At 65.4% G+C, this 12,434-nt stretch carries 15 protein-coding genes; 9 read left to right on the top strand and 6 right to left on the bottom strand.

Annotated features, from left to right (window positions below):
• Positions 1–4: 4 nt before the first annotated feature.
• Both AWC08_RS08510 and AWC08_RS08505 read right to left on the bottom strand, forming a co-directional pair.
• Positions 5–226, bottom strand: coding sequence for an acyl carrier protein (locus AWC08_RS08510; protein WP_069433455.1), 222 nt, complete (start codon positions 224–226; stop codon positions 5–7).
• A 65-nt stretch (positions 227–291) separates the two neighbouring features.
• Positions 292–2,103, bottom strand: a complete 1,812-nt coding sequence (locus AWC08_RS08505; protein ID WP_069433454.1) for a glycoside hydrolase family 15 protein — start codon at positions 2,101–2,103, stop codon at positions 292–294.
• Between the two features lie 80 nt (positions 2,104–2,183).
• Between AWC08_RS08505 and AWC08_RS08500 the strand changes: the two genes are divergently transcribed.
• Positions 2,184–3,140 carry an LLM class F420-dependent oxidoreductase gene (locus AWC08_RS08500; RefSeq protein ID WP_069433453.1) on the top strand — a complete coding sequence of 319 codons (957 nt, stop codon included), beginning with the start codon at positions 2,184–2,186 and terminating at the stop codon, positions 3,138–3,140.
• A gap of 121 nt (positions 3,141–3,261) precedes the next feature.
• On the opposite strand, the gene AWC08_RS08495 is transcribed toward AWC08_RS08500, so the two are convergent.
• Positions 3,262–3,723 carry a DUF5994 family protein gene (locus AWC08_RS08495; protein ID WP_174900761.1) on the bottom strand — a complete coding sequence of 154 codons (462 nt, stop codon included), beginning with the start codon at positions 3,721–3,723 and terminating at the stop codon, positions 3,262–3,264.
• A 211-nt stretch (positions 3,724–3,934) separates the two neighbouring features.
• Here AWC08_RS08495 and AWC08_RS08490 point away from each other — a divergent pair, with 211 nt between their 5' ends.
• On the top strand, positions 3,935–4,168 hold the full coding sequence (locus AWC08_RS08490; RefSeq protein WP_069433452.1) for a hypothetical protein: 234 nt from the start codon (positions 3,935–3,937) through the stop codon (positions 4,166–4,168).
• 20 nt (positions 4,169–4,188) lie between these two features.
• Complete coding sequence (locus tag AWC08_RS08485) at positions 4,189–4,683, top strand: nitroreductase family deazaflavin-dependent oxidoreductase (protein ID WP_069433451.1); 495 nt, start codon at positions 4,189–4,191, stop codon at positions 4,681–4,683.
• Here AWC08_RS08485 and AWC08_RS08480 read toward each other — a convergent pair.
• Positions 4,664–5,239: a TetR/AcrR family transcriptional regulator gene (locus AWC08_RS08480; RefSeq protein ID WP_232007837.1), complete on the bottom strand. Its 576-nt coding sequence runs from the start codon at positions 5,237–5,239 to the stop codon at positions 4,664–4,666. The genes AWC08_RS08485 and AWC08_RS08480 overlap by 20 nt on opposite strands.
• Before the next feature lie 83 nt (positions 5,240–5,322).
• On the opposite strand from AWC08_RS08480, the gene AWC08_RS08475 reads away from it, so the two are divergent.
• Together AWC08_RS08475 and AWC08_RS08470 are read left to right on the top strand one after the other, a co-directional pair.
• The gene (locus AWC08_RS08475) at positions 5,323–6,156 is read left to right on the top strand and encodes a mycofactocin-coupled SDR family oxidoreductase (RefSeq protein WP_069433473.1); all 834 of its coding nucleotides are present in this window, start codon (positions 5,323–5,325) and stop codon (positions 6,154–6,156) included.
• Between the two features lie 14 nt (positions 6,157–6,170).
• Complete coding sequence (locus AWC08_RS08470) at positions 6,171–7,373, top strand: cytochrome P450 (RefSeq protein WP_069433450.1); 1,203 nt, start codon at positions 6,171–6,173, stop codon at positions 7,371–7,373.
• A 4-nt stretch (positions 7,374–7,377) separates the two neighbouring features.
• Here AWC08_RS08470 and AWC08_RS08465 read toward each other — a convergent pair whose 3' ends face one another.
• The gene (locus AWC08_RS08465; RefSeq protein ID WP_069433449.1) at positions 7,378–8,205 is read right to left on the bottom strand and encodes an LLM class F420-dependent oxidoreductase; all 828 of its coding nucleotides are present in this window, start codon (positions 8,203–8,205) and stop codon (positions 7,378–7,380) included.
• Between the two features lie 83 nt (positions 8,206–8,288).
• Between AWC08_RS08465 and AWC08_RS08460 the strand changes: the two genes are divergently transcribed.
• Complete coding sequence (locus tag AWC08_RS08460) at positions 8,289–8,708, top strand: PPOX class F420-dependent oxidoreductase (RefSeq protein ID WP_069433448.1); 420 nt, start codon at positions 8,289–8,291, stop codon at positions 8,706–8,708.
• On the opposite strand, the gene AWC08_RS08455 is transcribed toward AWC08_RS08460, so the two are convergent.
• On the bottom strand, positions 8,705–9,103 hold the full coding sequence (locus AWC08_RS08455) for a DUF4267 domain-containing protein (protein ID WP_069433447.1): 399 nt from the start codon (positions 9,101–9,103) through the stop codon (positions 8,705–8,707). The two genes, AWC08_RS08460 and AWC08_RS08455, sit on opposite strands and share 4 nt — an antisense overlap.
• A 46-nt stretch (positions 9,104–9,149) precedes the next feature.
• On the opposite strand from AWC08_RS08455, the gene AWC08_RS08450 reads away from it, so the two are divergent.
• From AWC08_RS08450 to AWC08_RS08440, 3 genes are read left to right on the top strand one after another with little or no spacing between them, the layout of a single operon-like run.
• On the top strand, positions 9,150–10,037 hold the full coding sequence (locus AWC08_RS08450; RefSeq protein ID WP_069433446.1) for an Rv3090 family protease: 888 nt from the start codon (positions 9,150–9,152) through the stop codon (positions 10,035–10,037).
• Between the two features lie 37 nt (positions 10,038–10,074).
• Entirely contained in the window at positions 10,075–11,796 is a 1,722-nt protein-coding gene (locus tag AWC08_RS08445) for a patatin-like phospholipase family protein (RefSeq protein ID WP_069433445.1), read from the top strand.
• 28 nt (positions 11,797–11,824) lie between these two features.
• On the top strand, positions 11,825–12,433 hold the full coding sequence (locus AWC08_RS08440) for a DUF732 domain-containing protein (RefSeq protein WP_082986746.1): 609 nt from the start codon (positions 11,825–11,827) through the stop codon (positions 12,431–12,433).
• The last annotated feature ends 1 nt before the right edge of the window (position 12,434 follow it).

The raw sequence follows: 12,434 nt of genomic DNA, 5'->3' as shown, positions 1-12,434 counted from the left end.
CGAGCTATCCGACCGGTTGCAGCTTGCCCAGGAACTCGTGGCAGCGCTGTGCGCGCTCGGAATCCTGCGCCATCACTTGTTCGAAGAACGACGCGACGTCATCGAGTCCCGCGTTCTTCGCGTCGCGGACATACTGTCCGTAATCGTGGCCGGCCTTCAGTGAGTGGTACTGCACGGAGATCAAATCGAAAGAGACGTCGTCGAATCCGGTTTCACCGGTTGCCATGTTTCCTCCTCGGGTTGTGTGCTGACCCGTCAGTCCTACCCCGGCGCCGGCCGCCTAAACGGTTGTCAGGACTGTAAATCCAGCGCCGCACCGATCAGCGCCAGATGGCTCAGGCCCTGCGGCAAGTTGCCCAGAAATGCCGTGTCGCCGGGATCGATCATCTCGGCATACACCCCGACGTCATTGCTCAGTGTCACAAGCTGATTCATCAGCTCACGCGCCTCATCGCCTCGACCCACATAATGCAACGCCGAGACCACCCAGAAGGAGCACGCGACGAACGCCCCTTCGCCTTGCTCACGCGCCCCGCTGCATCGGTACAACAGCGGCCCGCTGCCGAGGTCGCGCCGTAGCGCGTCGACGGTCGACGACATCCGCGGTCCGCGGTCATAGCCGCTGCCCGCGTGCAGCAGGATCGACGCGTCCAGTTTTCCGCTGCCCGGATACCACTCGTATGCGCCGAGCGCCTCGGACCAGCACGCCCGCTCCACCCACTCGCGGATGCGTTCGGCCTCGCGCGCCCACCGCTCCGGATCGCCGGGAATCTGACCTTGCTCGGCCAGACCCACCGCACACCGCAGCGCGTGCCAGCAGCCGAGCTTGGAGGTGGTGTAGTGCTCGAGTTGTTCCAGCTCCCACATGCCGGCGTCCCGGTTGCGCCAGGCGTCGCAGGCCTGGTCGGCGAAGTCGGCCAACAAGTGGCCGGTCTGGGTGTCCAGGGCGTGCCCGGCATCGACATACAGCCGCACCGTATTGAACAGGTCGGCGTAGATGCTCAGCTGCAGCTGGCTGTGGGCGCGATTGCCGGTCACCACCGGGCCGATCCCCCGCCACCCGGCTGCTTCGCGCTCGATCACCGGATCGACAGGTGACCCGTCGAGGCTGTAGAACACGCCGGTACCCGCGCCGTGCCGGCGGACGGTTCGCAGCAGCCAGCTGATCGCCGCATGGGTCTCCTCGCGAATGTCCAACCGCCGCAACGCGTCGAGGGCGTAGGCGGTGTCGCGAACCCAGGCGTATCGATAGTCCCAGTTCTTGCCGCCCGACAACCGCTCAGGCAGCGACGTGGTGGCGGCCGCGGCCACCGCCCCGGTGGGGCTGAAAATCAGCAACTTCAGCAGCAGCACGCTGCGGTGCACCGCGGCATCCCAGTCACCGTCGCAGTCGAACTGGCCCGACCAGTTGGTCCAGTGCTCGATGGTCCGGTCCAATCCGTGGTCGATATCGGCCACCTCCGAGAGCATCAACGGCTCGGCGTCGGTGGCCACCACTCCGATGACCCGCCGGGTGCCGCCGTCGACCGTGCAGGTGCCCGACACCGCCTGATCGGTTACTTCGGCGTGCATCCCCTCGGAGACGCTGACCCCCAGGTTCAAGTCCTTGAGTCGCAACACGATTCCGTGCGGCGTCTGCCGGGCCCACGGTGACGCCGTGTTGAAGCAGGTACCGGGAGCGACACGCCAACGCATCGGCACCTCGCCGTCGATGCCGTCGATGCGTCGCACCAACTCCGTCCACGGCAACCGGCCGTCGAGTCCCAAGTTCAAGGCGTCCGTGACCCGCACCCGACCCGATTCAGTGACGAAAGTCGTTTCCAGCACGTTGGTTTGGGGCAGATAGCGGCGCGAAGAGGTGAAGGAAACCGCGGGCGTGAGTTCCAGCCGGCCGCCGTTGGACGAGTCGAGCATCGCCGCGAACGCCGGGATCGAGTCCAGGTTGGGGATCGGAAACCAGTCAATGGCGCCATCTTCGGCGACCAGTGCGATGGTGCGCCCGTCGCCGATCGGGGCATAACTGCGCAGTGCAACGAAACTGTCTTCTCGACAGGGGGATTCGCTCGGCGCCGAGGTGACTGGGTCGAGTTCGGGTGCCGGCACGCCTCCGCGTTCCCCGAATCCCCCTCGATAAACACCGAAATCCCCCGTCTGACTGGGTCAAGAGCGGGTAACCGGGTGCGATGTCGACTATCGGATACTTCTTGTCCTGCGAGCAGTACGGACCAGCAGAACTCATCGACCAAGCCAAACGTGCGGAGGCAGCGGGTTTCGACGCGCTGTGGATCTCCGATCACTTCCACCCGTGGAACGACGATCAGGGCCAGAGCCCGTTCGTCTGGGGCGTCATCGGCGCGCTGTCGCAGGTGACCTCGCTGCCGGTCACCACCGCGGTCACCTGCCCCACGATCCGCATCCACCCGGCGATCATCGCCCAGGCCGCCGCCACCGCCGCGGTGCAACTGCACGGGCGCTTCATCCTCGGAGTGGGCAGCGGCGAGGCACTCAACGAACACGTGCTGGGCGATCGCTGGCCGTCGGTCGGGGTGCGCCAGGAGATGCTCGAAGAGGCGGTCGACGTAATCCGCCTGCTGCACAAGGGTGACGAGGTCAGCCACCACGGCAAGTACTACGAGGTGCAGGAGGCGCGCATCTACACCCTCCCGGAGCAACCCGTCCCGATCTATGTCTCCGGATTCGGACCGCAGGCAGCCGAACTCGCCGGCCGCATCGGCGACGGGTTCTGCCTGGTGATGCCGGAAGCCGAGCTGGTGGAAACCTTTCGCGGGGCGGGCGGAGGCGACAAGCCCGTCCAGGCCGGCACGAAGGTGAGCTGGGATCGCGACCCGGACAATGCCCTCAAGGTGGCTCATCGGCTGTGGGCCAACGACGCGCTGCCCGGTCAGTTGCCGCAAACCTTGCCGCGGCCAAAAGATTTCGCATCGCTGATGTCTTTGGTTTCTCCGGAGCAGGTGGCCGAAGCCATCACCTGCGGACCTGATCCCGACAAACATGCCGCGACGGTCCGCCAACACTTCGACGCCGGCGTCGACGAGGTGTACGTGCAGCAGATCGGCCCGGACATGGACGGGTTTTTCGCGGCGTGGGAGCGCGACGTGCTTCCGCAGCTGCGTCAGTGACTTTCGGAGAGATCGCGGTAGCGGTCGTGGTCTCGCGCCGATCACAGCCATAGCGGCAATCTCGCGGCAGTGCGGGCGGAACGTCCCCCAGCTGACCGGACGTGAACGCCGACGCTGGTCGTTACTGAGGATTCCCCGACAGTGACTTCGTCGCCCTTTGCTGCCGCGCGGCATAGAGGATAGAACCCGCCGTCTGGAACGGCACGGTGTCTTGGTGGGCGGTCGCGATGGGCAGGTCGGCGGCCCGGCGCAGCATCATCAGGGCGAGAGTGCCGTTCGTGGAGTAGGGGACGATCAACACATTGGCCAGCGCGTCGGCACCGGTGACCGTCATCACGTGCTGCTGTTTGTGCTGCCAGCCCTGCCAGTTCAAGTCGGGCGGTCGTTGCAGCGGCGGCCAGTTCACCGCGATATTGGTGATCTCGCCAAGGCGCCCCCGCAGCGCAAGAGTCAGCTCCGGCAACTCAACGCCGATCCGATCGGTGCGCGGCCACCAGGCGCCGTCGATGTCATGCCCGAGCTCGGTGGCCAGGGTGAGGCGTATCGGGGTGGACTGGCGTCGCACCCCCAGCGAGTGGTTCACCGGGGCTGTTCCTTCATGCTCGGCGACGTCCGCCCCGCGGGTGCGGGACGACGGAGGAATCGCATTGCCCACCGGCACGGCCCGTAGCTGGGACCATCGCTGACAACGAAAAGGCTCACGCGTGACGCTACGCCACCACGAGAGCGGTCGGACCGCGGGTCAGGAATCGGGATCGGCGACGGTTGCTCCCGACATAGGGGAGGATGGATGGATGACCACAGACAATTGGTGCGACGCACCCGAGATTCATCCGTCGGAGATCCGGGTAGGTGACACCATTGGCACGGTGGACTCCGAACATCTCCCATACCAGGTCAAGATGATCAGCACCCCACAGGCAGGCTCAACTAGGTGGACCTTTTTCGGCCGCGACAAGAACGGCCGGCAGCACTCCAGCACGTTCCGAGATGGTCAACTGGTTCGCCGATACGCCAAAGCATCCTAAGACCCGGGACCGAAAAATAGATGCCGAAGTTTTCGCTGCCCGAGGAGAAACCCGACGGCCTGGCGTCACCCGCGACGGCCAAGATCATCAAGTACTCGGCGAAGGCGCACGTCGCGATCTTCAAGCTGACCAACGGCCGCATCGGCAACAAGTGGCGCATCGGCGCCGGCTTCGACAAGCCGGTGCCCACGCTGCTACTCGAGCATCGCGGGCGCAAATCCGGCAAGCTGTTCACCACTCCGCTGCTCTACCTGCGCGACGGGGACAACTTCGTCATCGTCGCCTCACAGGGCGGCCATCCCAAGAATCCGCAGTGGTACTTCAACCTCGTCGCGGCTCCCGACACCCGCATTCATGTCAAAGGCCAACGCAACCTTGAGGTTTCGGCCCGCGTCGCATCGCCCGCGGAGCGTGCCGCGCTGTGGCCCCGGTTGGTCGATCTCTACGCCGACTTCGAGAAGTATCAGCGGTGGACGGACCGGGAGATCCCGGTGCTCATCCTCTCCCCGCGCTAGCGGTCAGCCGGAATAAGGCGCGGTCCAGCGTCGGCAAAATCTCGGTGATCGGGATCTCCCCGGCGGCAAATCGTGCGACCAGACCGTAAGCCAGGTTCGACACGATCGGCGGCAACTCCTCCACCAGCTCGGGTTCCGCGTGGGAGAGCACGGCCATCGCGGCGGGGATCACCGCGTCCACACCGCGGCTGACCAGCCGCTGCCCGCCCGGGGCTGAGCGCGCGCGAAAGTAGGCACGCAGCATGTCGGGATGACGCTCCCACGGCTCGAAAATGGTGCGGAAAACCCGCATCAAACCCTGGTAGACGGACTCACCGGGCGCGGGCGTCTGGGTAGCCAGACCGGCATAACGGTTCTCGTCCATCCAGCGCTGCAAAGCCGCCAAGATCAAGGTGTCCCTGGTGGGGAAACGTTTGTAGATGGTGGTCAACGAGGTGCGCGCCCGCTTGGCGACTTCGCGTAGCTGCACCGCGTCATAGCCGTCGGTTTCCAGAATTTCGACGACCACATCAAGGATCGGATCGGACTCGTCGGCCACAACCTCAGCGCTGACCACATTCCCCCTTCCTCCTTGCCACCGCGGCAGTAACACGGTTACTGTACCGGGAGTAACGAGGTTACTCCACGAGGAGGATGCCGATGCCCGGCCGAGTAGCAGGCAAGGTGGCGTTCATCACCGGCGCGGCGCGCGGCCAAGGGCGCAGCCACGCTGTGCGACTGGCACAAGAAGGCGCTGACATCATCGCCATCGACATCTGCCAGCCGTTCGACAATTCCCCCGCTCCGGCGTCGACACCAGAAGATCTCGCCGAAACCGCCGATCTGATCAAGGGCCTCGACCGGCGGGTGGTCACGGCCGAGGTCGACGTCCGCGACTACGACGCCCTCAAGGCAGCGCTCGACAGCGGGGTCGAGCAACTCGGCCGCCTGGACATCGTCGTCGCCAACGCCGGCATCGGCACCGGCGGCGTCCGGTTGGACCGGATGGACGAAGACCTGTGGCAAGAGATTATCGACGTCAACCTCAGTGGTGTCTGGAAGACGGTGAAAGCCGCTGTGCCACATCTGCTTACAGGCGGCGGCGGCTCCGTGGTGTTGACCAGTTCGGTGGCCGGCCTGAAGTCCTATGCGCACACCGGTCATTACGTGGCGGCCAAGCACGGCGTGGTCGGACTGATGCGGTCGTTCGCCGTGGAACTCGGCCCGCGCAACATCCGGGTCAACTCGGTGCACCCGACCCATGTGAACACGCCATTGCTCATCAACGAGACCACTTTTCGGCTGTTCCGGCCGGACCTGGAGAACCCGGGACCCGATGATCTGGCGCCGATCTGTCAGAGCTTCCACACCCTGCCCATCCCCTGGGTCAATGCCGAAGACATCAGCAACGCGGTGTTGTTCCTCGCCTCCGACGAAGCGCGGTATATCACCGGCGTCACGCTGCCGGTGGACGCGGGCAGTTGCCTGAAGTAGCGAAAGGACCTGCCGTGACCATCACTTCGGACACCGACGTCTATTACGACCCGTACGACGTCAACATCACCGCCAACCCCTACCCCACCTTCGCCCGCCTGCGCGACGAGGCTCCGCTGTACTACAACGAGCGCTACAACTTCTGGGCGATCTCCCGCCACGCCGACGTCGAGAAAGCGCTGTCGGACTGGGAGACGTTCTCCAACAGCCGAAGTGACATCCTGGAGCTGATTCAGTCCAAGTTCCCGATGCCTCCGGGCGTGATGATGTTCGAAGACCCCCCGACCCACACCATGCTGCGGGGGGTGATGTCGCGGGTGTTCACTCCACGCCGGATGGCCGCGATCGAGGATCAGATCCGGGCATACTGCGTGCGCTGCCTGGATCCACTCGTCGGTTCGGACGGCTTTGACATTATTGCCGAACTCGCGTCGATGATGCCGATGCGCGTGATCGGGATGCTGCTGGGCATCCCAGAGGCCGACCAGATCGGTGTGCGCGACGCCAACGACGCCAACCTGCGCACCAAACCCGGCACACCGATGAAGGTGGCCGACCCGGATTCGATTGCCGACGGCCGTATCTACGCCGACTACGTGGACTGGCGCGCCAACAACCCGTCCGATGATCTGATGACCGCGCTGCTCAACGTCGAGTTCGAGGACGCGAGCGGCGTCACGCGCAAACTGACCCGCAAGGAAGTGCTGCACTACACGCAGGTCGTCGCCGGCGCCGGCAACGAAACGACCGGACGGCTGATCGGTTGGCTGGCCAAGGTGCTCGCGGAGCATCCCGACCAGCGGCGGGAAGTCGAGCAGGACCGTTCGCTGCTGACCCGCGCGGTAGACGAGACGTTGCGCTTCGAGCCGACCGGCCCGCACGTGGCGCGCTACACCCTGCGCGACTTCGAGGCCTACGGCACCACCGTGCCCGCGGGTAGTGCGGTCCTGCTGCTCTTCGGATCAGCGAATCGGGATCCGTTGCGCTACAAGGACCCTGACACCTTCAGCCTGCACCGCGACAACATCTCACACCTCACCTTCGGCAAGGGCGTGCATTACTGCCTGGGCGCCAACCTGGCCCGCCTCGAAGGCAGGGTCGCGCTCGACGAACTGCTGAACCGGTGGCCCGAATGGGACGTCGACTATGACAGCCTCAAGCTCGCGCCGACCTCGACGGTCCGTGGCTGGGAGCGCCTGCGCATCGTCTTTCCCTGACACGTCAACGCAATTGGGCCAGCTCGGCCAGCTCGTCCAGGCTTCGCAGCGACTCGTCGCGCGGCTGGGTCTCCAGGTCGAGCAAGACCCGCTCCACCCCCAGCGGTGCATAACCCTGAAGAGTTTCCGCCGTCGCGGGTCCCCATTGGCACACCGTCACCGGAACGTCGAGGCCGGCGACCGCACGCAACTCCTCCAGCGGACCCGCCAGCAGTTCCGGGGACGGGCTCAGCGCGATCCAGCCGGCATTGAACCGGGCGATGCGCTTGAAGCAGGCCGGTCCTCCCCCGCCCACATACAGCGGCGGGTGGGGCTTCGTCACGGGCTTCGGCCAGCAGTAAATCGGGTCGAAATCGACATAGTCACCGTGAAACTCGGCTTCTTCCCGCGTCCAGATCTCGACCATCGCGCGTAGCCGCTCGTCGGAGACTCGGCCGCGCACGGCGGGATCGACGCCGTGGTTGGCGACCTCCTGCCGCAACCACCCCACGCCCACCCCGAAGGCGAATCGGCCCCCGGAGACGAGATCGAGGGACGCGACCTCTTTGGCGGTGATGATCGGATCCCGTTCCGGCAGTAGCACTATTCCAGTACCCAGCAACAACTCTCGGGTCGTGGCGGCCACCGCCGTCAACGCCACGAACGGGTCGAGTGGCCGATAGTACTTCCGCGGAATTGGCCCGCCGCTGGGGTACGGGCTGTTGTGGGTGACCGGGATGTGCGTGTGCTCGGCAATGAACAGGGAATCGAAGCCCCGCTGCTCGAGCGCCGGACCCAGTTCGATCGGGCTGACGCCCTCGTCGGTGATGAACGTGAGAATCCCGAAGCGCATGTTCTTCCCTTTCGTCGGGGTCCACTCTGACAAGAAAACGCAGCCGTGGGAATTAATTTCTGCACGCGGCGGTAGAACAACGCATGAAGCTCAACGACGCGGCACGTGAATTGATCGGCAAGGGCGCCGACGCCACGCTGGTCACCCTCAATCCCGACGGCAGCCCCCAGGTGAGCGTGGTCTGGGTGGCGCTGCAGTCCACACCCGACGGCGACGAACTGGTCACCGCACACCTGGCCGAACACAAGAAGGTGCGCAATGTCCGCAACGATCCCCGGGTTGCCGTGACCGTCGTCTCGACCGACGACCCGGGCGGTGCGATGCGGCCTTACCTCGCCATCAACGGCACGGCGCGCATCGTCGAAGGCGGCGCGCCGGAACTGTTGAAGGAACTCGCCCAGACGCTGTCCGACCCGAATGTGTTCCCCCCGGCCGGTGCGCCGCCGGGATTCCTCACCCGCATCCGCATCGACAAGATCGGTGGCATCGGGCCCTGGAGTTAATCGGTAGCGAGCGCTTCAGGCGCACGCCTGGCCGGGCGGGCCGCGCCCCACAACCCCACGCCGATGCCGACAATGGCGCCGCCGAGTCCGATGATCTGTTGGGAGCGCTTGAGTTCACCGTGCACCGATAGCCCGCCCAGCAGATCGGCCGCGTCCGCACCGCCGGAGGCCAGAAACCAGCCGCGAGTGTTCTTGCCGCGCAACGCAGATGTGGCCAGCAACCCGCCGATCAGCGCATCGCGGTAGCCCATCGACCGCAACAGCAGTTGCGCCGTGGCGGTCTGATCGTCCGGGTCTCCCCACAGTTTGTTCGCCTTGATGGGATCGACGAGGAACGAGATTCCCGACGCGAGTCGGATACTGCCCGCGATGAGTGCGGCACGATCGATGGCCATGGCGGCAGCTTAGAGTCTTCCCACACCACAGGAGAAGGAGTCTGGGATGACGTGGCAGATCGTGATGTTCGTCGTGAGCCTGATCGTGGCCGGGGTCGCGGCACTGGGATGGCTGGCCACTAGTGAAGACAAGGCCCGCACCCGGCGCAGGACGGTGGTGATCGGAGCGCTGGCCGCTGCGGTCCTGTTTTTCCTGCTGGGCTGTTTCACCATCGTCGGAACCCGTCAGATCGCCATCGTCACCACCTTCGGCCGCCCCACCGGAGTCAGTTTGAACAACGGATTCCACGGCAAGTGGCCCTGGCAAATGACGCACCAGATGGACGGCGCGGTGCAGATCGACAAGTACGTCAAGGACGGCAACCACGACGAACGCATCATGGTGCGACTGGGCAATCAATCCACCGCCTGGGCCGACGTCAGCATCCGCTGGCAACTCAAGCAACCCGCCGCCCCCGAACTCTTCCAGCAGTACAAGACCTTCGACAACGTTCGCGTGAATCTCATCGAGCGGAATCTGTCGGTCGCGCTCAACGAGGTGTTCGCCGCGTTCAATCCGCTGGACCCGCAGAACCTCGACGTCTCGCCATTGCCCAACCTCGCCAAGCGCGCCGCTGACCTGATGCGCAAGGACGTAGGCGGGCAAGTCGACATCTTCGACATCAACGTCCCCACCATCCAGTACGACCAGGGCACCGAGGACAAGATCAACCAGCTCAACCAGCAGCGCGCGCAAACGTCCATCGCGGTGGAATCTCAGCGCACCGCCGAAGCGCAGGCCAAAGCCAACGAGATCCTGTCCCGCTCGATCAGCAACGACCCCAACGTCGTCGTCCAGAACTGCATCACTGCCGCCATCAACAAAGGCATCAGCCCGCTGGGTTGCTGGCCCGGTACCACGGCAATGCCCACGGTACCCGTGCCCGGACGGTAGCCATGCCCGGCTGATCGCCATGAGAGGGTGGTTCCTCATGGAGCTCCCGTTCGCCGACGTACTGCGGGGCCGATTCGGCCCTCGAAAGGCGCCTACGTTCGATCTCGCGCCGGCTCCCGAGGATCTTCAAGACCTCGAAGACCCTGAGACCAAAGCCACCGACGCGGCCCTGGACACCGTCGACCTGCCGTCGGCGGACCCGGCCCTGCTGCTGCAGAAAATGGAAAACCGGCTGGTGCGTCATCACCTGGCCAACCCGGATGTGCTCACTGAGGAGGAAGTGCGCAAGCTCCGCTACATCCTGAACTTCGCCCGGCTCGCCGACTTCGAACCCGGGGTCGCGGGACCGGGGGGCCGGCGGGGCCGCGGGGACATTTCGGTGGGCGCGGAGATCGGACCCTGGCGCTCAAGGGTCGTCGATGCGTTGTTCGGGCCGTTGCGTGAGGAACCCGATCAGATCAAGGCGTTGACGGCGGCACGCGAACTGCTGGCCGGCCTGGCTGAAGACCAGGACGACCAACGGCAGGTACTCATCGATCGCCACCGCAATGATTTCTCGGCCGCCGAACTCGACGCCGAAGTGGGTTACAAGAAGCTCGTCACCGTGCTCGGCGGGGGTGGAGGCGCGGGCTTCGTCTATATCGGCGGCATGGCACGCCTACTCGAAGCCGGGCAGGTACCCGACTACATGATCGGCTCGTCGTTCGGCTCCATCATCGGCAGCCTGGTCGCCCGCGAATTACCGGTGCCGATCGAGGAGTACGTGGCCTGGGCCAAGACGGTGTCCTACCGCGCCATCCTCGGACCCGAGCGGGTGCGCCGCCGACACGGCATGGCCGGCTTGTTCGCGCTGCGCTTCGACCAGTTCGCCCACGCCCTGCTCAGCCGGGAAGACGGTGAGCGGATGCGCATGTCGGACTTGCAGATTCCGTTCGACGTCGTGGTCGCGGGGGTGCGACGGCAGCCGTACGCGGCCCTGCCCTCGAGGTTCCGCCGCCCCGAGCTGGCGGCGCTGCAATTTCGCTCAATTCCCTTCCGGCCCATCGGCATCGGTCCGCTGGTGGCGGCACGCATGTGGCAGGTTTCGGCGTTCATCGACCTGCGGGTAGTCAAGCCGATCGTGCTATCCGGCGACGACCCGGCACTCGACTTCGACGTCCTCGACGCGGCGTCGTTCTCCTCGGCGATTCCCGGTGTGCTGCACCACGAAACCCGTGACGCCCGGATGGTGCCACTGCTCGAGGACCTCTTCGCCGAGAGGGACATCGCGGCACTGGTGGATGGTGGTGCGGCCAGCAACGTACCCGTGGAACTGGCGTGGAAGCGAGTCCGGGACGGCAAACTCGGCACCCGCAACGCCTGCTATCTGGCCTTCGATTGTTTTCACCCGCAATGGGATTCGCGGCATTTGTGGCTGGCCCCGATCTTGCAGGCGATTCAGCTGCAGATGCTGCGCAACCTGCCCTATGCCGACCATCTGGTGCGCTTCGAGCCCACCTTGTCACCGATCAACCTGGCCCCGTCGACCACCGCGATCGACCGCGCGTACCGATGGGGACGGGCCAGTGTCGATCAGGCGATCCCGGTCACGTCGGCGCTGTTGACGCCCACCTGGTGGGTAGGTGAGGCTCCCCCGATCCCCGCCGCGCAACCGCAGGAACACGCGAAGTCAGTGGCGTCGTCGATGAGCTCGGTGATGGCGGCGATCCAATCGCCCAGCGGTCGCCTCTCCCGCTGGCGAAACCGCCACCTGACCTGAGACGGTCTCTGCGGACTACCATGACCCCATGGTCGACCGGGTCGGAGGAGCCGACTACAACGCGGGCGAGACAGCAGAGTCGGCAAGCCTGGCATGGTCGAGCGGTAACGAACTGCCGGACGTTGCGGACCCGTCGGCAGTCGCCGGCATTCCCAGCCGGGCGAACCCCGCCGCAGTCCCCGACGAACCCGATCTCGACCAATCCTGGACCACCGCGTGGACCCGGGCTGCCACCGTCCTGCTGGTCTGCCTGGCGCTGGCCGTGGTGATCGTTGTCGCGGGTTGGTTGATGCACAAGAACAACACCTCCGAGACGGCCTCTGCGCCGGCGCGTACCACGACCGCGCCGGTGACCACCGCGGCGCCGGCCACGACCACCGTCTCATCCACGCCGGACCAGGACAGCCGCTACATCGCTGCGCTCAACGACAAGGGCATCCAGTTCGCCAACCCTGAGGCCGCGGTCTTCAACGGAAAGACGGTGTGCCAGAACATCGGGCAGGGCATGACGGTGCAGGAGGTGGTGGCGCAGTTCAGGTCCAGCAGCCCGGACTTCGCCGGCCATGCCGAAGACTTCGTCGCCATCTCGGTCCGCACCTACTGCCCGCAGTACAACAAGCTGGTCGCCGCGATCTAGG

Source organism: Mycobacterium gordonae, assembly GCF_002101675.1.
GTDB lineage: Bacteria > Actinomycetota > Actinomycetes > Mycobacteriales > Mycobacteriaceae > Mycobacterium > Mycobacterium gordonae.
This window is presented reverse-complemented; position numbering and strand designations above follow the sequence as displayed.